At 28.9% G+C, this 23,930-nt stretch carries 26 protein-coding genes; 15 read left to right on the forward strand and 11 right to left on the reverse strand.

Annotation, left to right across the window (positions count from 1 at the left end):
- Positions 1–211: 211 nt before the first annotated feature.
- The 10 genes from C3E89_RS08565 to dnaA form a co-directional block, all read right to left on the reverse strand.
- On the reverse strand, positions 212–1,009 hold the full coding sequence (locus C3E89_RS08565; RefSeq protein ID WP_236912082.1) for a SigB/SigF/SigG family RNA polymerase sigma factor: 798 nt from the start codon (positions 1,007–1,009) through the stop codon (positions 212–214).
- Positions 1,006–1,374: an ATP-binding protein gene (locus C3E89_RS08570; RefSeq protein ID WP_236912083.1), complete on the reverse strand. Its 369-nt coding sequence runs from the start codon at positions 1,372–1,374 to the stop codon at positions 1,006–1,008. Before C3E89_RS08570 ends, C3E89_RS08565 begins: the two co-directional genes overlap by 4 nt.
- Positions 1,375–1,378: 4 nt before the next feature.
- Positions 1,379–1,696, reverse strand: coding sequence for an STAS domain-containing protein (locus C3E89_RS08575; RefSeq protein ID WP_236912085.1), 318 nt, complete (start codon positions 1,694–1,696; stop codon positions 1,379–1,381).
- A gap of 149 nt (positions 1,697–1,845) precedes the next feature.
- Positions 1,846–4,275, reverse strand: coding sequence for a DNA gyrase subunit A (gene gyrA / locus C3E89_RS08580; RefSeq protein ID WP_236912087.1), 2,430 nt, complete (start codon positions 4,273–4,275; stop codon positions 1,846–1,848).
- A gap of 12 nt (positions 4,276–4,287) precedes the next feature.
- Positions 4,288–6,198 (reverse strand): DNA topoisomerase (ATP-hydrolyzing) subunit B, encoded by a 1,911-nt coding sequence (gene gyrB / locus C3E89_RS08585; RefSeq protein ID WP_236912089.1) that lies wholly within the window; start codon positions 6,196–6,198, stop codon positions 4,288–4,290.
- Positions 6,199–6,501, reverse strand: coding sequence for a DUF370 domain-containing protein (locus C3E89_RS08590; protein ID WP_236912091.1), 303 nt, complete (start codon positions 6,499–6,501; stop codon positions 6,199–6,201).
- A 13-nt stretch (positions 6,502–6,514) separates the two neighbouring features.
- Entirely contained in the window at positions 6,515–7,615 is a 1,101-nt protein-coding gene (gene recF / locus C3E89_RS08595) for a DNA replication/repair protein RecF (protein WP_236912093.1), read from the reverse strand.
- 82 nt (positions 7,616–7,697) lie between these two features.
- A complete protein-coding gene (locus tag C3E89_RS08600; RefSeq protein WP_236912094.1) occupies positions 7,698–7,907 on the reverse strand; it encodes an RNA-binding S4 domain-containing protein in 210 nt (69 codons plus the stop codon).
- A gap of 22 nt (positions 7,908–7,929) precedes the next feature.
- Positions 7,930–9,033, reverse strand: a complete 1,104-nt coding sequence (dnaN, locus tag C3E89_RS08605) for a DNA polymerase III subunit beta (protein ID WP_236912096.1) — start codon at positions 9,031–9,033, stop codon at positions 7,930–7,932.
- A 248-nt stretch (positions 9,034–9,281) separates the two neighbouring features.
- Complete coding sequence (gene dnaA / locus C3E89_RS08610; protein WP_236912098.1) at positions 9,282–10,616, reverse strand: chromosomal replication initiator protein DnaA; 1,335 nt, start codon at positions 10,614–10,616, stop codon at positions 9,282–9,284.
- Between the two features lie 577 nt (positions 10,617–11,193).
- On the opposite strand from dnaA, the gene rpmH reads away from it, so the two are divergent.
- The 15 genes from rpmH (at position 11,194) to C3E89_RS08685 (ending at position 23,229) form a co-directional block, all read left to right on the forward strand.
- Complete coding sequence (gene rpmH / locus C3E89_RS08615) at positions 11,194–11,328, forward strand: 50S ribosomal protein L34 (RefSeq protein ID WP_236912099.1); 135 nt, start codon at positions 11,194–11,196, stop codon at positions 11,326–11,328.
- A 42-nt stretch (positions 11,329–11,370) separates the two neighbouring features.
- Positions 11,371–11,721, forward strand: a complete 351-nt coding sequence (gene rnpA / locus C3E89_RS08620) for a ribonuclease P protein component (protein WP_236912101.1) — start codon at positions 11,371–11,373, stop codon at positions 11,719–11,721.
- Positions 11,721–11,936, forward strand: a complete 216-nt coding sequence (gene yidD, locus C3E89_RS08625; RefSeq protein WP_236912103.1) for a membrane protein insertion efficiency factor YidD — start codon at positions 11,721–11,723, stop codon at positions 11,934–11,936. The genes rnpA and yidD overlap by 1 nt, the downstream gene beginning before the upstream one ends.
- Positions 11,937–11,950: 14 nt before the next feature.
- Positions 11,951–12,664 carry a YidC/Oxa1 family membrane protein insertase gene (locus C3E89_RS08630; RefSeq protein ID WP_236912105.1) on the forward strand — a complete coding sequence of 238 codons (714 nt, stop codon included), beginning with the start codon at positions 11,951–11,953 and terminating at the stop codon, positions 12,662–12,664.
- Position 12,665: 1 nt separating this feature from the next.
- Positions 12,666–13,292, forward strand: a complete 627-nt coding sequence (jag, locus tag C3E89_RS08635; RefSeq protein WP_236912106.1) for an RNA-binding cell elongation regulator Jag/EloR — start codon at positions 12,666–12,668, stop codon at positions 13,290–13,292.
- Between the two features lie 76 nt (positions 13,293–13,368).
- Complete coding sequence (gene mnmE / locus C3E89_RS08640) at positions 13,369–14,748, forward strand: tRNA uridine-5-carboxymethylaminomethyl(34) synthesis GTPase MnmE (protein ID WP_272876595.1); 1,380 nt, start codon at positions 13,369–13,371, stop codon at positions 14,746–14,748.
- Positions 14,749–14,767: 19 nt separating this feature from the next.
- The gene (gene mnmG / locus C3E89_RS08645; protein ID WP_236912107.1) at positions 14,768–16,681 is read left to right on the forward strand and encodes a tRNA uridine-5-carboxymethylaminomethyl(34) synthesis enzyme MnmG; all 1,914 of its coding nucleotides are present in this window, start codon (positions 14,768–14,770) and stop codon (positions 16,679–16,681) included.
- Positions 16,674–17,390 carry a 16S rRNA (guanine(527)-N(7))-methyltransferase RsmG gene (gene rsmG, locus C3E89_RS08650; RefSeq protein WP_236912109.1) on the forward strand — a complete coding sequence of 239 codons (717 nt, stop codon included), beginning with the start codon at positions 16,674–16,676 and terminating at the stop codon, positions 17,388–17,390. Before mnmG ends, rsmG begins: the two co-directional genes overlap by 8 nt.
- A 110-nt stretch (positions 17,391–17,500) precedes the next feature.
- Positions 17,501–18,295, forward strand: coding sequence for a nucleoid occlusion protein (gene noc / locus C3E89_RS08655; protein ID WP_236912110.1), 795 nt, complete (start codon positions 17,501–17,503; stop codon positions 18,293–18,295).
- A 313-nt stretch (positions 18,296–18,608) separates the two neighbouring features.
- Positions 18,609–19,139, forward strand: a complete 531-nt coding sequence (locus C3E89_RS08660; RefSeq protein ID WP_236912113.1) for a hypothetical protein — start codon at positions 18,609–18,611, stop codon at positions 19,137–19,139.
- 464 nt (positions 19,140–19,603) lie between these two features.
- Positions 19,604–19,891 carry a hypothetical protein gene (locus C3E89_RS08665; protein ID WP_236912114.1) on the forward strand — a complete coding sequence of 96 codons (288 nt, stop codon included), beginning with the start codon at positions 19,604–19,606 and terminating at the stop codon, positions 19,889–19,891.
- Positions 19,858–20,223 (forward strand): hypothetical protein, encoded by a 366-nt coding sequence (locus C3E89_RS08670; protein ID WP_236912116.1) that lies wholly within the window; start codon positions 19,858–19,860, stop codon positions 20,221–20,223. The genes C3E89_RS08665 and C3E89_RS08670 overlap by 34 nt, the downstream gene beginning before the upstream one ends.
- 349 nt (positions 20,224–20,572) lie before the next feature.
- Complete coding sequence (locus C3E89_RS08675) at positions 20,573–21,337, forward strand: ParA family protein (RefSeq protein WP_236912118.1); 765 nt, start codon at positions 20,573–20,575, stop codon at positions 21,335–21,337.
- Between the two features lie 88 nt (positions 21,338–21,425).
- Complete coding sequence (locus tag C3E89_RS08680; RefSeq protein WP_236912120.1) at positions 21,426–22,289, forward strand: ParB/RepB/Spo0J family partition protein; 864 nt, start codon at positions 21,426–21,428, stop codon at positions 22,287–22,289.
- Between the two features lie 43 nt (positions 22,290–22,332).
- Positions 22,333–23,229: a PhzF family phenazine biosynthesis protein gene (locus C3E89_RS08685; RefSeq protein WP_236912122.1), complete on the forward strand. Its 897-nt coding sequence runs from the start codon at positions 22,333–22,335 to the stop codon at positions 23,227–23,229.
- Positions 23,230–23,246: 17 nt separating this feature from the next.
- Here C3E89_RS08685 and ytaF read toward each other — a convergent pair whose 3' ends face one another.
- Positions 23,247–23,867: a sporulation membrane protein YtaF gene (gene ytaF / locus C3E89_RS08690; RefSeq protein ID WP_236912124.1), complete on the reverse strand. Its 621-nt coding sequence runs from the start codon at positions 23,865–23,867 to the stop codon at positions 23,247–23,249.
- Between the last annotated feature and the right edge of the window lie 63 nt (positions 23,868–23,930).

Here is a 23,930-nt window from a genome sequence, read left to right on the forward strand (position 1 = left end):
TGTTTAATTATTTCTTACTCAAAGTACTTCACACTGTTTAGTTGTCTAGGTTCATTTGTTGGCTTCTTCTGAAGCCGACTTTTATACTATAACAAATTTTGATCTCCCTGTCAACATCTTTTTAAAAATATTTTTTAAAATAAAATAATTTTTACTTGATGTTTGGGATACTAATATTATAACATTTTTATTAGTTTGTCAATATGAAATTTTATTTCCAACCTAAAGTTTTTTCCATTTCTTTTCTAAACTTATCTATAACCTTTTTTTCTACTCTTGATACAGTCATTTGGGATATATTTAATTCCTCAGCAATAGAAACTTGAGTTTTATTATTAAAATATCTATCTATTAAAATTTTTCTTTCCATATCATTTAGCTTTTCCATACCCCTTAGTAAGAAATCATTATTTTCAATCTTACTAAAGTATACATCCTCTTCTCCTATAAGGTCTGCTAAATTAACATCTTTATCATCACCATTAGAATCATAGGTTAAATCTAATGACTGAGGAGTATATACCTTACTACCTTCCATAGCTTCTAGTATTTCCTCTTCTGTAGAATTTAAGTATTCTGCTATATCTTCTACTGTTGGAGATCTTTGAAGTTCTTGACTTAAAGTAATCTTGGCATTATTTATCTTTTTAGATAATTCCTGTATTCTTCGTGGTACTCTTATTGTCCAACCTTTATCTCTAAAATGCTTTTTTATTTCTCCAATAATAGTAGGGGTAGCAAAACTAGAAAATTCAAATCCTTTATCTATATCATATCTATCTATTGCATATATAAGCCCTATGGAAGCTACTTGATATATATCATCATAATCTATACCCCTATTGGCATATTTTTTTGAAAGTATTTCAGCTATATATAAATGTCTTTCAATAAGAGTTTCTCTTATTTTTAAATCTTTTGTTTCTTTAAAATTTTTAAATAGAGTTTTGGTATCCACTTGATCTATATCTTTTAAATCTTTTTGTTCAAAGTATTTATTTGCTTTCATATATTACCATCCTCTATATATTTTATCATTTCAACCCCTTTTTCTGAAAAGTTAACTTCATCCATTAAGGATTTAATGATTAATATACCTAGCTCCATTTCTTTATTATTATCTTCTTCCTCATTGTATATAGATACATTATCAACTATCATAATAAATTTATCATCTAGTATTTTAAATACTATATCTATTTGTTCGCTTTTATTTAAAGCATTAATACAAGCTTCAGCAATAGATACTTTTATATCATCTATATCATCTATATTAAATCCTATCTTATTTGCTATGGAAGATGAAGTTAATCTGGCTACAGATATATAATCGGGTTTACTAGGAATGGTGAGTTTAAAAATATCATTTTTCATATTATCACTCCTTGATGACAAATACCTTGTCTAATTCAGTTATATCAAATAGTTTTCTTATATTTGGTTTAACATTTTCCAAATATATTTTACTGTCATTTTCTCTTGCTTTCTTAAGTATACTAATCAATGTACCTAAACCCGTACTATCTAGATATTCTAATTTTTGTCCATCTATTAATATATCTGTTTTTCTTTTATTGAACGCTTCCATTAATCCTTCTTTTAATTTAGGAGATGTGTATATGTCAATTTCTCCTTCAGGTAAAACTACCCATATATCTTTTTCTTCATCAAAATTAATATTTATATTCAAAGACATATTAATACCCCCTCTTCTCTACTTTCATATTTACTTAATTCTATAATAAAAATAGGTTAATGTAAAGTAAATTGGTAGGATTTACTTTATGTTTAATTAAAAAGTACCCTTAATTTTTAAGGATACTTTTTGAAATAATTATTCATCTACTATTCTTCTTCAACATATTTTGCAACTGCCATTACTTTATCATTTTCATTATTTATTTTCATTAAAGTTACTCCTTGAGTATTCCTTCCCATTATTGAAATACCCTTAGAAATTAGTCTAATTATTATACCAGACATGGAAATCATTATTATTTCATCATTTTCATCTATTACTTTTGCTGATACCAACTTACCTGTTTTATCCTTTACATTATAAGTTATTAAACCTATTCCACCTCTATTTTGAATCCTATACTCGTCTAAAGGAGTTCTTTTTCCGAATCCATATTCACTTACTACCAATAAATCTTTTCCTTCTTCTATTAAATCCATTGCTACCACTTCATCATCTTCTCTTAATTTAATAGCTATAACTCCCATTGCATTTCTGCCCATCTCCCTTACATCTTTTTCATTGAATCTAATGGCCATTCCCATAGAAGTTACTACTATTATTTCTCTATTACCATTTGTCTTTTTGACTGCTATTAATTCATCATCTTCTTTTAGGCTAATAGCTATTATTCCATTTTTCCTTATATTTTTAAAGTTTGATAATTTAGTCTTCTTAATAAGACCCTTTTTAGTTATAAATACTAAATTACTTTTTGGATCGTATTTTTCTATTGGAATAACCGCTGAGATAGTCTCATCTCCTGTTAAATTTAATAAATTAACTATAGCTGTTCCTCTTGCTTGTCTTTTACCTTCTGGTATTTCATAGGCTTTTAATGAATAAACTCTACCTTTATTTGTAAAGAATAGTATGGTATCATGGGTTGATGTAATAAATAAATTCTCAACAAAATCTTCATCTTTTGTTGTAATACCCGTTATTCCTTTTCCACCTCTTCTTTGTATTTTATAGGTATCTTCAGGCATCCTCTTTATATATCCATAATGGGTTAATGTAATAATTACATCTTCTTCCTCAATCATATCTTCTATATCTATATCATCAGCTGAAGGCATTATTTTAGTTTTTCTTCTATCTCCAAACTTCTCTTTTATCTCTAATAATTCATCTTTAATAATTTCATATATTAGTCTTTCACTAGATAATATTTCCTTTAATCTATTAATTTCTTTAATTAATGCTTCGTATTCTTCTTCTAATTTTTCTCTTTCTAATCCTGTAAGCCTTCTAAGTCTCATATCTAATATGGCCTGAGCCTGTTTCTCAGATAGATCAAAGCTGCTCATAAGTCTTTCTCTTGCAACAGATTCTTCTTTTGAACTTCTAATAATACTTATTACTTCATCTATATTGTCTAATGCTATTTTCAAACCTTCTACTATATGTGCTCTTTCTTCAGCTTTATTTAAATCAAATTGAGTTCTTCTAGTTATTATCTCTTTTTGGTGATCTAAATAATATGTTATTGCCTGTTTTAGATTTAATATCCTAGGTTCATCATCTACTAGTGCTAACATTATTATACCAAAAGTCGTTTGTAATTGAGTTTGTTTATATAGATTATTCAAAACTATATTGGGATTAGCGTCTCTCTTTAATTCTATTACTATTCGCATACCTTCTCTATCTGATTCATCTCTTAAATCTGAGATTCCTTCCAACTTTTTATCCCTAACAAGTTCTGCAATCTTTTCTATTAGTTTAGCTTTATTTACCTGATATGGAATTTCAGTGACTACAATTTTATTTCTTCCCCTACTACTTTCTTCAATTTCTGCAACGGCTCTAATGGTTACCTTTCCTCTTCCAGTTTTAAAGGCTGATTTAATACCATCTCTTCCCATTATCATAGCTCCAGTAGGAAAATCTGGACCCTTTATGACCTTCATTAGATCTTCTATATCAGTTTCTGGTTCATCTATTATCATAATGATTCCATCTATTATCTCTTTTAGATTATGAGGAGGTATATTAGTAGCCATTCCTACAGCTATACCAGATGAACCATTTATCAATAAGTTTGGAAATCTACTAGGTAGAACAACCGGTTCTTTTAAAGTTTCATCAAAATTTGGCCTATAATCTATGGTATTTTTATTTATATCTCTTAACATCTCTAAAGCTAATTTAGTCATCCTGGCTTCAGTATAACGCATAGCCGCTGGACTATCTCCGTCTACAGAACCAAAGTTTCCATGGCCATCTACTAAGGGATATCTAGTATTAAAATTTTGTGCAAGTCTTACCATTGCAAAATAAACTGATGAATCTCCATGAGGATGATACTTACCTAGTACGTCCCCTACTATCCTAGCTGATTTTCTATATGGTTTATCTGGCGTCATTCCTAGTTCATTCATAGCATAGAGTATCCTTCTATGGACTGGCTTTAAACCATCTCTAACATCAGGAAGGGCTCTACTTACAATTACGGACATGGCATAGTCTAAATAGGATTTTTTCATTTCTTCTTCTATTTTTATTTCTACAATATTATTATTGTCCTTATCCATTATATCCCTCCTCTATATATCTAAATTTTTAACTAATTTTGCATTCTTTTGTATAAAATCTCTTCTAGGTTTAACTCTATCTCCCATTAAAGTTGTGAATATTTCGTCGGCAGCTATTCCATCCTCAATAGATACTTTTAATAAAACTCTTTTCTCAGGATCCATCGTTGTTTCCCAAAGTTGCTCTGGATTCATTTCTCCAAGACCTTTATATCTTTGAATAGAATAATTACCCCTACCTATTTTTTCTAACAATTTGTCTAATTCATTATCGCTATAAACATAGTGCTCAGTTCTTCCCTTAGCAACCTTATATAAAGGAGGTTGTGCAATATATATATGACCATTTTCTAGTAGATCTCTCATATATCTATAGAAAAATGTTAATAATAAAGTTCTAATATGTGCACCATCCACATCTGCATCCGTCATAATTATTATTTTTCCATATCGTAATTTTTCAATATCAAATTCACTACCTATACCAGTTCCAAAAGCTGTAATCATAGCTCTAATTTCTTCAGATTCTAGCATTTTATCTAATCTTGCCTTTTCCACATTCATAATTTTGCCTCTTAATGGAAGTATAGCCTGATATTTTCTATCTCTTCCTTGTTTAGCACTACCACCAGCAGAATCCCCTTCCACTATGAATACCTCTGTTATTTCTAAATCATTTTCCTGACAATCAGCAAGTTTTCCTGGTAAAGTTGTATTATCTAATATACTTCTCTTTCTTGATATCTCTCTTGCTTTTCGTGCTGCTTCTCTTGCTCTAGAGGCACTTATTGCTTTTTCTAGTATTATTTTCCCAGATTTTGGATTCTCTTCAAGGTAACTAGTTATATAATCATAGGTTATAGATTCTACAATACCTCTTATTTCACTATTTCCTAATTTAGTTTTTGTTTGTCCTTCAAATTGGGGCTCCATTAACTTAACGGATAATACTGCTGACAATCCTTCCCGTACATCATCTCCTTGAAGATTTGCATCTTTTTCTTTTAAAAAGTTATACTTTCTACCATAGTCATTTATAGCTCTGGTTAAAGCAGTTCTCAATCCGCTTAAATGAGTTCCACCTTCTTGAGTATTTATATTATTAGCAAAAGTATATATATTCTCTGAATATGCGTCTGTATATTGCATTGCTAATTCTACTACGGTATTGTCTTTTTCATCTTCAAAATACATTATATCTTTTTGAATCGGATTTTTATTCTTGTTTATATATTCTACAAAGGCCTTTATACCGCCTTCATAATGAAACTTTCTTTCGGTATTAGTTCTTCTATCTTCTAATTTAATCCTAATTCCTTTATTTAAAAAAGCCATTTCTCTAAGTCTATATTCTAATGTTTCAAAATTATATTTAACTTCATCAAATATTTCTTTATCTGGTTTAAAATTTATGATTGTACCTGTATCTTCAGCATCTCCTATTACTTGAAGTTCCGTTATAGGTATGCCCTTTTCAAATTTCTGCATATATTCTTTTCCGTCTCTTTTTACTCTTGCAATCAACCATTCAGATAATGCATTAACAACAGATACACCTACTCCATGTAGACCTCCAGATACCTTATATGCAGAATTATTAAACTTTCCTCCAGCATGAAGGATGGTAAGAACTGTTTCTACTGTTGATTTTCCAGTTTGAGGATGAATCTCTACAGGTATACCTGATCCATTGTCCTCTACTATTATAGAATTGTCTTCTTCTATTACAACTTTTATAGTATCGCATACTCCAGCTAAAGCTTCATCTATACTATTGTCTACTACTTCATATACTAAATGATGCAATCCTGTAGATCCTGTGCTTCCAATATACATACCTGGCCTTTTTCTTACAGGTTCTAATCCCGTTAATACTTGAATTTCTTCAGCTGTATATATTCTACCATTGTTTTCATTGGCCATTTATCTAACCTCCAATCTAGTTTCTATACCTTTGTTTCTTTTTAATAGAGTAGTAGATGATATTTTTGATGTATATAAGACATATTTTTTTTCTGATTGCCTTTTTCTTCTGGGAATTTTGCCGGGAGAAGTTATTATATAAGTCTTCACATCATCCATATTTTTATCTACTATACAACCATTATTTTGTAAGGTTTGAATATATCCATTATTATTTTTAGATTTTTCTAAAGAGTCTTTATCAATAATTGCAATTATATCTTTCAACAATATATTGATATTATTGCCAATGTGTAAAAACATCAAATCTACTCCTTTACTTTATAATCTCTCCGTTTTCTATATGGAATATTGATTTATCGATTTCCTTAATTTCATTAAAATCAATAATATCTGTGGAAGTTATTATTGTTTGCATATTATTAAAAGATCTTGTTAAATATTTTCTTCTATCTCTATCTAATTCAGAATATACATCATCCAATAATAAAACAGGATATACACCTCTTTCCATCTTAATTATTTCCACTTCAGATAGTTTTATAGATAATACTATGGTTCTTTGTTGACCTTGGGAAGCAAATATCTTAGCATCTACTCCATTAATCTCTATTTGAATATCATCCCTATGAGGACCTACTGATGTAAATCCTCTAATCAAATCCTTATCTATATATTTTTTTAATTGCTCTAAAAAATTTTTTTCAATATTATTTTTATTATAAAATTTTACATTAGAATTATAATTTAAATTTAAATCTTCTTTTCCTAAAGTTAATTTATTATGAATTTTTGTTGATATTTTTGACATTTTATCGACAAATTCAATCCTAGATTTGATTATTTCAGTTCCTATTCTAGCGAGTTGTATATCAAATATTTCTAACAAATTTATAATATCAGATTTTGGTTTATTAGTTTTAAGTAAATTATTTCTTTGATATAAAACCTTATTATATTTATTGATATTATATTTATAAACTGGTCTAATTTGAGATATACTCATGTCTAAAAAGTTTCTTCTTTCTCCTGGTCCATCTTTTATGAGTTTTAAGTCATCAGGAGAAAAAACCACAACATTTAAACCACTATATAATTCTTTAAAGTTCTTTAATTCAACTTTGTTTATTTTTATTCTCTTTGGTCTATCCTTTTCTAGCTTAATTTCTATTAATTTTTCAGTTTTACCAATATTTATTTTGGATCCTATATAGGCTTCATATTTGTTTAAATTTATTATTTCTCTATCCCTATTAGTTCTAAAAGATTTTCCCGTAGCACATATATAAATGGCTTCTAATAAATTAGTCTTACCTTGGGCGTTTTTGCCAACAAAAATATTTATATTTTTATTTAAATCTAAACTTAAATTTAAATAATTTCTAAAATTTATGAGCCTAAGACTTTCTACATTCAAAAAAAGCACCCCTCAAAAATACTTCATAAGTGATAAATCCTCAACCACAAGGGTTGAGGCTTTATTTTACAAACCTACTCTATTATACCACAATTATTTTTTCTATGTCTTCTATTTCTACAATATCCCCTTTTTTTATCTTTTTACCTCTTTCTTTTACAGTATTTCCATTAACTGATACAATTCCTTCATTTATCATATTCTTACTTTCTCCACCAGTTTGGGTGATTCCAGCAAACTTAAGCAACTGATCTAATTTTATAATATCAGTTTTTATTTTTATTTCTCTCATATTTATAGATCCACCTTCTATATCAATAATCTTCTTGTGCAAGTCGTACAGGTAGTACCAAATAAGTATAATTTTCATCTTCTACAGGAGTTATTATACATGGGTTTAAACTTCCCATAAAATGAAGTTCTATTTCTTCAGAATCTATTGCTTTTATTCCATCAATAACATATTTAGAATTAAAAGCTATATTGATATTTTCTCCATCTTGTATTGAAGAAATTTGTTCGTTTACATTTCCAATTTCAGAATTTGATTTTATTATAATTTGGTTATCAGTCACGTTTAATTTAACTAGATTTGCTTTCTCTTCTTTAGCTAATAAAGAGGCTCTTTCAAGACTATCTTGAAATTCTCTTCTATTTACCTTAACATTAGTTTTATGATCTTTTCTAATGATATCTTTATAATTTAAGAATTGACCTTCAAGTAATCTTGATGAAACAATTGTATCACCCATATTAAATATTATATGGCCAGGAGCTGTAGTTATAGTTAAATCTTCATCATCATCTAATATTTTGTTCAATTCACCTAATACTCTACCTGGTATAACTATTTTTACATCTTCTTTAGAATCTAAAGGAATACTTCTTAAAGCAAGTCTATAACCATCTAAGGCAACAAAAGATCCAATTCCATTGGAAATTTCTAATAATACACCAGTTAATATTGGTCTAGTTTCATCTTGAGTAGTAGCAAATACAGTCTGCCTTATAGCAGATTTAAACAAATCCTTAGGAATATTAAACGAACTATTATTTATAATAGTTGGTAATTCTGGATATTCATAAGAAGAATTGCCTAATATATTAAATTCTGAACTTTCACAAGTAATATTTATATTATTATCTTTTACTGTAATATTTATTGAAGAATTAGGTAATTTTTTTATTATATCTCCAAATATCCTTGAATTTACCACTATAGATCCTTCTTCTATTATATCACATTCTAGATAGGTTTCTATTCTAATCTCCAAATCTGTAGCAGTTAACTTTAATTTACCGTTAACTGTTTCTAGTAATATACCATCTAATATTTGTAATGTTGTTCTATTGGAAATCCCTTTTTGTACTATATTAATATGATTGGCTAAAGAACTTTGGTTAATTTGTATTCTCAATTGATAATCCTCCTTTTTCTTTCTCTACTTTTAGATATAGATAGATTAATATATATAGTAGTAATAGTAGTAGGGGTTGTTAGTATGTGAATAACTATGTATAGAGTATAACCTTTATGTCTTTCAGCAATTAATAACATGTTGATATTTAAGTAATAACTATAAAAGTTATCCCCATAATAAATAGAAAATTAAGTTTAGGTATATATTAACATTTAACTAACAAACCTATTAACAATTTTTGTTGATTATTCTCCTTTAATATTTTTAATTAATCCATCTATTCTTTTTTTAAGATCATCATTTTCAATTATATCTGCTGATATTTTGTCATAAGCATGTATTACAGTTGTATGGTCTCTGCCTCCAAACTCGTCTCCTATCTTAGGCAAAGATAAATCGGTTAATTCTCGTGTCAGATACATAGCTATTTGCCTAGGGTAGGCTATAGCCCTAGTTCTTTTCTTTGAATTAAAATCATCCATTTTAATATCGAACTCTTTAGCTACTGAGTTTTTAATTAGTTCTACTGTTATCTTTCTAGGTTTACTATTAGATATAATATCTTTTAAAGCTTCTTCGGCTAATTCTACTGTTACTTCTTTATTAGTTAAGGATGAATATGCTACGATTCTAATTAATGCTCCTTCTAGTTCTCTAATATTTGATTGTATTTTTGTAGCAATGTATAACATGACATCATCAGGTACGTCTATGTTTTCCATTTTTGCTTTCTTTTTAAGAATAGCAATTCTTGTTTCTAAATCTGGTGCTTGAATATCTGATATTAATCCCCATTCAAACCTTGATCTTAACCTATCTTCTAAAGTTGGTATTTCTTTAGGAGGCCTATCGCTAGATATAATAATTTGTTTATTTGCGTCATGTAGAGCATTGAATGTATGGAAAAATTCTTCTTGGGTACTTTCTTTACCTGCTATAAATTGGATATCATCTACTAATAATACATCTACATTTCTATATTTGTTTCTAAATTCGTTGTTTCTATCATCTCTAATAGAATTTATTAGTTCATTTGTAAATTTTTCAGAAGATACATATACTACTTTTGATTCAGGTGATTGATTTAGGATAAAATGACCTATAGCATGCATTAAGTGTGTTTTTCCTAATCCTACTCCTCCATAGATGAACAACGGGTTATAAGCTTGAGCTGGTGCTTCTGCTACCGCTAATGAAGCTGCATGGGCAAACCTATTGCTATTCCCTATGACGAAGGTATCAAAAGTATATTTAGGATTTAATTGAGATCTTTGATTGGATTCATTAGTCTCCTCTTGTATAGATTGTCCAATATTTATATTTACCTCTTCTCCTGGAATAATAAATTTAATGGCATATTCTTCATTTGTAATTTGAGTTATAGCATTTTTTATTAAATTTAAATATCTAGCCTCTAGTATTCCTTTTGTGAATTCATTTGGAGCAGCAAGAATTACCCTTTCATCTGTAATGGTAATAGGTTTAATAGTTTTAAGCCATGTATTGAAACTAACTTCCGTTAGTTCTACTTTTATTAAATCGAGGACTTCATTCCAGATATTGTCTAAAGTAGAAACCATTTTTTAAATTCCTCCCATTTTATTGTAAATTATAACCATTATATATGTTTTTATAACTTGTAAAGGATTAAACTACTATATAAAATAGATATAAACAGATTTATCCACAAAAAATAAAAAATAATTATAAATAAAAAATATAAAAATTGGTATAATAATTGTGGATAAGCTATTGATAATTTGTGGTCAATCCTTTTTGATATATTGTATCCACAAATTATTAATTAATATATATGTGGATAAAAAACTAGTTAAAATAAAGGTTTAGGACTAAATGATTTTAACAAAAAAGAAAACTTATACACAACATTATCCACAATCTGTGAATAAAAGAAAAATGTTTATAAAAAAAACTTATCCACATACCAAATTAATAATATCAAAAAATATAGATTATATCAACAAAATTATCCACAATATTAAGAACTTGTTAATTATTTAATCTGTGGATATGAATAGTTTAAATTTCTTGACATCTAGCCTTTATATAAATATAATCAATATTAGTATTTATGTTTTCCTTAACAAAAATTTAGTAATTTTTATATATGGTTTTGATTAGAGGGGGTGTAGTTAGATGAAAAGAACCTATCAACCAAAGAAAAGACAAAGAAGTAAAGAACATGGTTTTAGAAAAAGAATGAGAACTAAATCAGGAAGACGAGTAATTCAAAATAGAAGAAGAAAAGGCAGAAAAAGATTATCAGCATAAGGCCGCGTCAATGGTGGCCTTTTTTCTACAAGGAGCACTATGATGGATAAAAAAAATAGGTTAAGGAATAATGAAGATTTTAAGAAGGTTTATGCAAAGGGAAAGAATTATTGGAACAGAAATTTAGTTTTGTATATTATGAAAAATGGGTTAGATCATTGGAGAGTTGGTTTCACTGTTTCAAAGAAGATTGGTAATAGTGTAGTTAGAAATAGAGTGAAAAGAAGATTGAAAGAAATATATAGAAAAAATTCCAATAAGGTAAAGGGAGAATATGATATAATAATAATACCTAAAAAGAATGTGGTGGATATAGGACATAAGGAATTGGAAAGTGCAATGCTTCATATTTTAAAAATATCTGGCCTTTTAAGAGATTTAGGTGAAAAATAATGGCTAAAATAGCTATTTTATTAATAAAATTTTATCAAAAGTTTATTTCAAAATATATTTTGACGGGGAAAAACTGCAGGTTTTATCCAACTTGTTCTCAATATTCTATTGAAGCGTATAAAAAGTATGGTTTTTTTAAAGGAACTTATTTAAGTATGCGTAGAATTTTAAGATGCCATCCATTTAACAAAGGAGGATATGATCCGCTAAAATGATTGGGGGTTACTAAATGACGTCGTTTTTAGGTAATTTATTAGGAGGTTTACTTAAATTTGTATTTGATATGGTTTCCAGTATCGGCACAGAATCAGAAATGCTTTCTTATTATGGTATAGCTATTGTGTTGACTACAATTATTTTTAAGTTTATTCTTCTACCTATAGGTTTACATCAGAGTAAATCTACAAAAAAAATGAATGAGTTGCAACCGAAGATAAAGGAAATTCAAAATAAATATAAAAATGACCCACAGACTCAACAAGCAAAGATGATGGAATTATATAAAGAACATAACTATAATCCAGCTTCTGGGTGTTTGCCTTTGCTTATCCAATTTCCTATAATAATCGCTTTTTTTAATGTTTTAAGAGATCCCGTAAGGTTTGTATTTAAAGATCCGAATATTTATGATGCAATTAGTAAAAGTTTTTTATGGATTCCAAATTTAGAACAGCCAGATCCTTATCTATGGGGATTACCTCTTTTAGCTGCGTTGACTACATTTTTACAAAGTAAGATTATGACTGGTAATATAGAAGCGAATCCTCAAGTTGAATCTAGCCAGAAAATAATGAATATATTTCTACCTGTTATGATTTTTATGGCTGCTAGATCTTTTGCAGCTGGTATAGGTGTATACTGGGTTGTAGGTAATATATTTCAGATAATTCAACAATTGATATCTAATAGGTCTTTGGGTAAAATTAAGGAGGAGACAAGATAGAATGAGGTCTGTTGTAAAGGTAGCAAAAACTGTTCGTGAGGCCGTTGATATTGCTTTAGAGGAATTGAGTGTTAGTGAGACTGATGTTCAGGTAGAGGTGCTTGAAGAGCCAAGTAAAGGTTTATTTGGAATAATAGGTACTAAGGATGCAGTAGTTAAAGTAACAGTAGTTAATGATCCAGTAGAAATAACAGAAAATTTTTTAAACAGGATTTTACTATCTATGAAAATAAAAGGTGATGCATTAGTTCGAAGAGAGGATTCCTGTCTAAAAGTAGAAATTATAAACATTAATTCTTCAGATATGGGTATTGTAATAGGTAAAAGAGGCAATACTTTAGACGCAATACAGTATTTATTAAGTTTGTCTGTTAATAGAAATAGAGATGATTATATTAAAGTGATAGTAGATATTAAAGGATATAGAAAGAAAAGAGAAGAAACTTTAATTCGATTGGCAAATAGGATGGCTGAAAAGTCTAAATACAGTAAAAGACCTGTTAAGTTAGAACCAATGAACCCTTATGAAAGAAGAATTATACATTCTGCTTTACAGAATGTAAATGGTATAGCTACTTACAGTGAAGGAGAAGAACCTTATAGAAGAGTAGTTATTCAAGCAAAATAGATATTTAAGAAACCCAGTGATATACTGGGTTTCTGTTATACTATATGTTATTTAATAGAAAGGTATGGTGAAAATTATGAGTGATACAATTGCGGCTATATCTACTGCTGTTGGAGAAGCTGGAATTGGAATCGTAAGAATGAGTGGAAAAGAATCTATTAATATTGCAAATAAATTGTTTAAAGGGAAAAAATATAAAAATTTAAAGGATGGAGAAAATAGAAAGTTAATTTATGGTCATATTATTAATCCCAAAACTAAAGACATTATTGATGAAGTATTGATTTCATATATGAAGAAACCCTATACTTATACTAGAGAAGATATGGTAGAGATATATTGTCATGGAGGAATTATATCTGTAAAGAAAATATTAGAATTGGCTTTAGAAAATGGATCTAGATTAGCAGAACCTGGTGAATTTACGAAGAGGGCTTTTTTAAATGGGAGATTGGATTTAGCTCAATCAGAAGCAGTTATAGATATGATAAGGGCTAAAACAGATAGATCTTTTCAAGTATCCTTAGATCAATTAGAAGGAAGCTTATCCAGTGAAGTGAAAAAAATTAGAGATATACTATTAGAGATGATTGCTCATATAGAGGTTTCTATTGATTTTCCTGAGGAAGATGTGGAAGATATAACTTATGATGAGTTAGAAGAGAAGGCTAGGTTAGTAAAAGAAAGTATAGATAGACTATTAGAAACGGCAGATAGAGGAAAGATACTTAGAGACGGTTTAAATACGGTAATATTAGGAAAACCTAATGTAGGAAAATCATCTTTATTAAATGCTATCTTAAGGGAAAACAGAGCTATAGTGACCAATATACCAGGAACTACTAGGGACATAATTGAAGAATATGTTAATATTGATGGTATACCATTAAAGATTATTGATACAGCTGGAATTAGAATTACTGATGATTTAGTTGAGAAAATAGGTGTTGATAAGGCTAGAGAAATGGTTGATAAGGCAGATTTAATAATAGCTGTATTTGATGCTTCTGACAATCTTTCTGATGAAGATCATCAGATTATAGATATAATTAAGGAAAGAAAATCCATTGTATTATTGAATAAAACAGATCTTCCAAATAAGTATAATGAAGACTATCTTAAAAAATTGTTACCTAATAAAGATATTATCATTACTTCCATAGTTAGTGGTGTTGGAATAGATAAATTAGAGCATGCTATAAAAGATATGTTTTATAAAGGGGATTTAGAAGTAGAAAGTGATGTAGTAGTTACAAATTTAAGGCATAAAAATCAACTTATTAAAGCGAAGAAAAATATAGAGGATGGAATAAACGGTATTACTTTGAGTATGCCTTTAGATTGTATAGAAGTAGATATTAAAGACTGTTGGGAAAATTTAGGACAGATTTCTGGGGATACTATAGGAGAGGATATTTTAGATAAGATATTTTCTGAGTTTTGTATTGGTAAATAGTTTTAAAGAGGTGCTAAAAATGAAAGAAATTAAAAAATTCCATGCAGGAGATTTTGATGTAATAGTTGTAGGAGCAGGCCATGCAGGATGTGAAGCAGCATTAGCTACTAGTAGAATGGGGATGAAAACTTTAATGCTTACTATGAGTCTGGATTCTATAGCTGACATGCCTTGTAATCCTAATATAGGTGGAACTGGCAAGGGGCATTTAGTTAGAGAAATAGATGCTTTAGGTGGTGAAATGGCTCTAAATATTGATAAATCCTTTATTCAAAGTAGAATGCTTAACACATCAAAAGGTCCAGCAGTCCATTCGTTAAGAGTTCAAGCAGATAAAAAGAAATATCATAGGGAAATGAAAAAGGTATTAGAAAAAGAGTCTAATCTTGTTTTACGTGAAGGTGAAGTTGTTGATATTCTTGTAGAGAACAATATAACTACAGGTATTGTCACTAGAACTGGCGCTATCTATAGCTGTAAAGTAGTGATTTTAGCTACAGGAACATATTTAAAGGGAAGGATTTTTATTGGAGAAGTTAATTATTCTAGTGGCCCTGGAAGTTTTTCTCCATCTAATATTCTTTCGGATTCATTGGCAAAGCTGAATATAGAGTTAAGGAGATTTAAAACTGGTACTCCCGCAAGGGTTCATAGTGATACCATAGATTATTCAAAAATGGAAATACAGCCAGGAGACGATGAAATTATTCCTTTTTCATTTTTAAATATGGATAAAGATTTTGAAATAGATCAAGTTCCTTGTTATTTAACTTATACTACACCTTTAACTCATGAAATAATTAGAAAAAACCTTTCACGTTCTCCTATGTATTCTGGTGATATAGAGGGAGTAGGACCAAGATATTGTCCATCTATTGAAGATAAAGTGGTAAGATTTAGTGATAAAGAGAAACATCAGGTATTTATTGAACCAGAAGGATTAGAGACTAAAGAAATGTATGTACAAGGAGTTAGCTCTACTTTACCTGAGGAAGTACAGTTAGAAATGTATAAAACTATAGTTGGCTTAGAAAATGTACAATTCATGAGATCTGCATATGGTATAGAATATGATTGTATAGATCCTACCATATTGAAAAGGACTCTAGAACATAAAGAAATAAAAAATTTGTTTTTTGCAGGCCAAATTAACGGTTCATCAGGATATGAGGAAGCAGCTGCTCAAGGATTAGTAGCTGGGATTAATGCAGTAATGAATATTAAAGGTGAGAAACCTTTTATACTGGATAGATCAGAAGCATATATTGGAGTATTAATAGATGATTTGGTTACTAAAGGAACCAATGAGCCTTATAGAATGATGACTTCAAGAGCGGAGTATAGATTAACTTTAAGACAGGATAATGCAGATTTGAGATTGACTGAGAAAGGATATAAAATCGGTTTAGTAACTGAGGAAAGATATAAGAAAACTATAAAGAAAAAAGAATTAATAGAATTAGAATTAAATAGGTTAAAAAGCGTTATAGTCACACCTACTAATATAATTAATGATTTATTAAAGAAATTAGGCAGTACTCCATTAAAGACTGCATTAAGCATATATGATTTGATTAAAAGACCAGAACTGAATTATGAATCTTTAGTAGAAATTGATCCTGATAGAAAAGAATTACCAAGGGAGATTAGGCTTCAAGTTGAAACCCATATTAAGTATGAAGGATATATTAAAAAACAGATGGCTCAAATTGATCAGTTTAAGAAACTTGAAAATAAAAAATTATCTCATGATCAAAATTATGATGAAATAAAGGGCTTAAGTAATGAGGCTAAGCAGAAACTAAGTCAGATTAAACCTGACTCTGTTGGCCAAGCATCTAGAATTTCAGGAGTTTCTCCAGCAGATATTAATGTACTATTAATCTATTTGGAGCAAAAACGTAGAGGTATGAAGGGAGAAAGAAATGACTAATGTAAATACATTAATTAAAGGTGGAAAAATTTTAGGAATTAGCATAAATGAAGATAAAATAAATAGTTTTATTCTATATAAAGAATTGTTAAAGGAGTGGAATAAAAAAATAAATATTACATCTATAACTGATGATGAAGAAATAGATATTAAACATTTTATAGATAGTATTACTCCTTTAACTACAGATTTATTTAGAAAAGATATAAAGATGATAGATATTGGAACTGGAGGAGGTTTTCCAGGTGTGCCTCTTAAAATTATTAACGAAGATATGGAAGTAGTTTTACTTGATAGTTTAAAAAAAAGGATTATCTTCTTAAATGAAATAATCGATAAATTGGATTTAAAAAATATTATTTCAATTCATGGTCGAGCGGAAGAATTAGGTAGAGACAAATCTTATAGAGAAAAATATGATATTGCAATTTCAAGAGCAGTTGCTTCTTTGAATACCCTTTCTGAATATTGTTTGCCTTTTGTAAAGGTAGGAGGATTTTTTATTTCGATGAAAGGATCTGATGTGGATGAGGAATTAAAAGAAGCTGAAAAATCTATTAGAATATTAGGTGGAAAACTAAAGGAGAAGAAAGTTATTAAATTGCCTTTAAGTGATATAACTCATAGTTTGATAATAATAGAAAAAATCAAGGAAACTCCGACAAAATACCCTAGGGGAGGAGGTAAACCTAAGAAAAAACCCTTATAATTAGGGAGAAAATGACGAAGGAAAGTTTGGGAAATTAGAAGGAAATAATTATATTTTATAGAATATATAGATTATGAGGTAAATAAGTCTATTGGGAAGAGGGGAGTCTAATGAAAAGTATACAGCCAGAGATTAAGTATATTCCAATTGAGTCCATTAAACCTAATCCTTATCAACCGAGAAAGGATTTTAATAAGAAGTCATTAGAAGAGTTAAGTCAATCCATAAAAGCTTTTGGATTAATCCAACCAATTAGTGTAAGAAAGTTACAAAATGAAAACTATGAACTTATTGCTGGTGAAAGAAGGCTTAGAGCTTCTGAGTTAGCAGACCTTGAAGAAATCCCTGCTATTATTGTTGAATATAGGGATAAGGAATCTGCTATGTTGGCTTTAATTGAAAATTTACAGAGAGAAGATTTGAATTTTATAGAAGAGGCTGAAGGTTATTATAATTTAATCGTAGACCATGGATTTACTCAACAGGAATTAGCTGAGAAAATTGGTAAGAGTCAATCTACTATTGCAAATAAACTTAGAATATTAAAGCTTTCAGAGGATATAAAAAGGGATTTAATAGAAAATAACTTAACTGAACGACATGGACGAGCATTATTAAAGCTACCTGATTATAGCTTAAGAAGAGAAGTATTGGACAAAGTTATTAAAAATGATTTAAATGTTAGTAAAACTGAAGAATTAGTTAATGATATATTGAATGATTTGACAAAAGAAGAAACTGTAGAACAAAAACAAAATATAAAAGGATTGATTAGTACCCGTATTTATCTTAATACTATCAAAAAGGCTTATAAAGCTATAAAAGATAGTGGCATCGATGCTAAATATTTTGAAAAAGATAAGGGTGAATATCTAGAAGTGTCTATTCAGATACCTAAAAGATAATAAAAGCCAAAATGTTTCATTTGAAACATTTTGGCTTTTATTATAGAATGGATTTAAAAATTCGCAATAAGTTATTATTAATTGTATAATATGGATAATAGCTATGAATATTAGTTAAATAATGTATAATGACAATATTAACACAAGGTGAATTATAAAGATTTCAAGGAAAATTGATTTTTTGTAAGCATAAATAAAGGGAGATATAAGAAGTTAAACCTTTTTTATCTAATAATGTAGTTGGACAAAGAAAAAAATAGAGCATTAATTATAATAAGTGTTATAAAAATGATGAAGCAAAGGGGGGGATAGCGTGAAAAAAGCATGCATAATCCTTGTTTTTATAACTATAGTGTTGTTTTTTACTAGTTGTAACTATAGGAATGAATATGAGGAAAAGGCTGAGAAATTCATTAATTTGTACTACTCACAATATGAAAAAAAGATTGAAATAGAAGAAATCCTTACATTTAATGATAATATCATTTCAGCTGAAGCTGAATCTTCAACCTATGGAATTCACGACAATATTTTTGAAAAGAAAATTGAAGAATATTTTGAGCAGAACTTTGATGATATCATAACAGAGGATGAAAAGTTGAGGCTCATCAGGAATAGAGTTATCCCAAATGCTGATGCTATAAACTCAGATATAGTTAAAGCAACTGTATCAAGTATTGAATTCGATGAATCTAATAATCAGAATGAATATACACTATTATTTAGTGCAATTATTATTTATGAACATGTAGATGGGGAAAATACTAAATCTGAGGAAAAAGGCATAATAAGTTTGGCTAAAGATGATGATGGTATAAAAGTTAATTATTTTGAAATTAATTGATGCAATTGGATTTTCAGTAGTGTTGTTTTTTATAATTAAGGTATTAACATACTTTAGGATAAACTTTAATTATTGATATGTTTATGGGTTCTTTGGCTCTATTTATTTTTAGTATAATGATATTAAGAAGCTTTATCGGCAAAAAATTAAAAACAATAGATTATGACTAGACACTGTTATAAGCTATAATTTAGAATACATAGATATCATAAATTTTTAATTGTAATTTTAATTAAAGCAGTAGATTTTTCCATGATAATCTACTGCCTTTTTTCTAAGGTATTATATTTACCAATAAAAAGTTTTCTAGTTGAGTGGATACTATGAACCCTATCATAATAGGAAAAGCTTTTTTGAATGTAAAGTACAGTGTAGGGGTTATACTAACTATAAGTAAGTGGTATAATGTGTATAAGTCTATAAATGCGTAACAAAGATTAATTAAATTCGTGAGGTGAATGTCAATGAAAAGTAAAAGATTTTATTTAATAATAACGGTACTTATAATCTCGGTAGTTTTAGTTGCTTGTTCAAACAATGGAAATCCTCCTAATGCATCAGTCAAAGAAGGGATTCAGCCATACAATTTATCTGAAAATGAAAGGTATTTATTGAAATCATTTGGTATGGAAGGAAATTCACAGATTATATCTTTTAATGCACCTAAAGAGGCGATTTCATTGGAGGTAAAAATTTATAGGCTTGGAGATGATAAAAAATGGGATGTCATAGGGGGGGAGGAATCTCAATAGGCAAAGAGAGGGAACCTGTTAATCAGTTGAGTGGAACTTTTAACCTGCAATTAAAGGAAAATCATGCGATTGATTTCAATATAAATTCTAGTGGGAGAGCCTCTTTTAAAACAGATGAAATTATACTTGATACAGAAACAATGGCATCTGCCAAGGGATTCTTACAAGAGTATCAGGAGATAGAAATAGATAAGGAAATTCCTGTTGCCCTTATAGTTTATGATAGTGGTACAGTTATGAGAAGTTATTCTCTTGAAGATTACTTTGAGCCTGCGAAGTTTGAAGGAATGGATTTAGTCCAGGTAGTCACATTAATGTTTACAGGTGAATAATTCCAAAGTCAAATTAGTATTATTTTTTGATGTCAATATAACGCATTCTTTATATTTTACGTCGTAGTGATAGAATAATCTTTAATAAACAGATATAAGTAGGTGAATTAAACGGAAGTATATAATATACTTAAAAATATAATAATTAAATATTGAAAATGTAGATATACTGAGTGTAAATACTTTAGCAGAAAGGTTTTTTCAATTTAAATAATTATGTATATAAAATGTTTCACGTGAAACATTTTATTTTTTAAAATCATTTCATTTTATTCTTCTAATCTGATATCATATAATAAAGAATTAATTAAAAGTCTTAATAATAAATGTGTGTATGTGAGGTGATTATATGGGGCGGATAATTACCATTTTCAATCAAAAAGGTGGAGTTGGCAAGACTACAACTGTAATTAATTTAGCTGCTGCTTTAGGTAAATCTAATAAAAAGATATTAATTGTTGATGTAGACCCTCAAGGCAATGCAACTAGTGGATTAGGTATAGATAAAAATAGCTTAGAGTTATCCGTATATGATGGATTAATCAATGATATTAGTTTAAAACAGATTGCAAAAAAAACTTCTGCAGAGAATGTAGATATTATACCTTCTAGTGTAGATTTAGCAGGAGCAGAAATTGAATTAATAGGTATGGGAGAAAGAGAATTATCTTTAAAAAAATCTCTAGAAGAAGTTAAAGATAATTATGATTTTATATTTATTGATTGTCCTCCCTCTCTAGGCTTATTGAGTATTAACGGATTAACTGCATCCCATAGTGTATTAGTACCTATCCAATGTGAATACTATGCATTAGAAGGAGTTAGTCAATTAATGGATACCATAATGCTTGTCAAAAAAAGCCTTAATCCAGAACTAGAAATAGAAGGTGTAGTTCTAAGTATGTTTGATGGTAGAACTAATTTGTCCATTCAAGTTGTTGATGAAGTAAAAAAATATTTTAGAGGGAAGGTATATACTTCTATTATACCTCGTAATGTAAGGCTCGCTGAGGCTCCAAGCTATGGTTTATCTGCTTTAGATTATGACCCAAAATCTAAAGGCGCTGAAGCCTATACGGAGTTGGCTGAAGAATTCCTATACTTACTAGAATAAAAAGAAAAGTTAAGGAGGTGGATACCATTACTAAAGCCTATAATATTTTGAATAGAATTATATTAGCTTTTAGTAATGGGGACTAGATATGGTTACAAAAAAAAGAGGTTTAGGAAAAGGGTTAGCTGCTTTAATACCAAATGATCCAATAGGGGATTTAGTAGATGGAGAACTAGATTCGGATAATATACAAAACATCGAACTATCTTCTATAATTCCTAATGAAGAGCAACCAAGAAAGGATTTTGATTTGGAACTTTTAGCTGAGTTAACTGACTCTATTAAACAATATGGTGTTATTCAGCCGATAGTAGTTAGAAAAAAGGAAAATTTTTATGAAATCATTGCTGGTGAGAGAAGATGGAGAGCAGCTAAGGCTGCTAAGCTTAAAGAAATTCCATGTATTGTAAAAGAAGTAGATGATAAGCAAGCCATGAAATTAGCATTAATTGAAAACCTTCAAAGGGACAACTTAAATCCAATTGAAGAAGCATATGCCTTTAAAGGGTTGATTGAGGAGCATAATTTAACACAGGAAGAAGTAGCCACTGCAGTTGGAAAGAGCAGATCATATATTTCAAATGCGATAAGGCTATTAAATCTTGATGAAGAAATAATCGATTATATTGCCAATGGAAAAATCACCAGAGGCCATGGTAGGGCTCTATTGGCAATTAAAGATAAAAATGAAAGATTAAAAACTGTTCAGTCTATTGTGGATAATAAAATAAATGTACGGGAAACTGAAAAAATAGTTAATAAGAACAAAAAAAGGAAAACTAAAAAAAGCACTATAAAAGAAGATCCTTTTGTAAAGGAGATCGAAGAGAAGCTTATGAGAGCATTAGGTACAAAAGTAACATTGAGCCCTAAAAAAGAAGGAGGCATAATCCAAGTTGAATTTTATGGCGATGAAGATTTAGAACGGATTTTAGACTTACTGATAAGATAAAGTTACATTGTTTCACGTGAAACATTTTGGGAGGAGTATAATAATGGAAATAAAAGTGTATCAAGTTGATACTTTTACATCTAAACCCTTTAAAGGAAATCCTGCTGGAGTAGTATTAGATTTAAACGGGTTATCTGAAAAAGACATGCAAAATATTGCCAGAGAGATGAATCTTTCTGAAACAGCTTTTATAATTCCTATAGACGAAAATAATTATAAGGTGAGGTTTTTTACTCCTGTTAGTGAAGTTGATCTTTGTGGTCATGCTACTATTGCCTCGTTTTATACTTTAGCATTTAAAAATATAATACCGCCCGTCTATGAAGGTATAAAAAAAGTATATCAAGAAACTAGAGTAGGTAAACTAGGAGTAGAAATAAGTTACAAAGGTGGAGAAGTTGAAAAGATAATGATGGATCAGTCTAAACCTGAGGATTTAGGTGTAATTGCTGAAATTGATTTATTATTGAGTTGTTTGAATATACAAAAAGAGGACATAGGTATAGGAGAAAAATTCATTAATCCTAGAATAATTTCTACGGGTCTACCAGATATCCAGTTGCCCATAAAAAACAAGAAATTGCTAGATAATTTGATTGTAGATTATAAAAGATTAGCTAACTTATCAAAGAAGACTAACACTATAGGATTACATGCCTTTCACTTACCAGAGAAGAATTCAGACAAAGTATATGTAAGAAATTTTGCTCCATTAGTCGGAATAAATGAAGAATCTGCTACAGGAACTGCAAATGGGGGATTAGTTTATTTTTTAAAAGAAGAAGGCTATATAAATAAAAGGCAGATAGTAGCAATTCAAGGAGAATCTTTAAAAAGGCCAAGTCAGATCTACTGTATTGCAGATAAAGATAATAGAGACTATAATATTAAAGTTGGAGGGCAAGGGAGAATAGTTTTAGAAGGTTTTATATATTTTTAACCAACCTAATAGGTTGGTTATTTTAATTTTAAAAAAGCTAGACATATTAATAGAATTCCTGTGATCCAGGACAGATTGATTTTGGATTTTTCTGCAAATTTCTTCCCTATTAGTAAACCACTCCAGATAGTTAATATATGAAAAATAAAAGACATAAATATTATTAATAAAATATTAATATTTCCAAGACCGGAACTAAATCCTATGGCTAATGAATCTAAAGACAGAGCTACTGCAAGATATAATGCCTCTCTAGAATTAAGTCTTTTTGAATTATCAAAGTCTGCTTTAATTTCATCTACATATATATCTATTATTAACCATATATCAAATAACTTTACTTTTACTTTGCTCCTTGATGTAATCTTATTTTTAAAATAAGTTTTGATTATACTTTCAAATAGATAAAAGACACCAAGAAAAAATAAAATTAAAAAACCAAAAATCGATGTTACATAGTCAGATAGAAAACATTTTACCAACTCTCCAAAAAACACAGATATGGCTAAAAAAAATACGCAAACTAGGTCTATAATAATTATTGAAGTAAAGGGTATTTCAATTTTATTTGCACCATATGCAAAACTAGCAACGAATGCATCTAGAGATAAAGCCAATACTAGCATTAATGCTTCCAAAGTTAGCACTCCTTTTAATTTAATACTATATCATATTCATATTAATTATTAATTGTGATAGTT

Source organism: Clostridium sp. Cult1, assembly GCF_021655095.1.
In the GTDB taxonomy this organism is placed as follows: Bacteria; Bacillota; Clostridia; order Tissierellales; family Tepidimicrobiaceae; genus Schnuerera.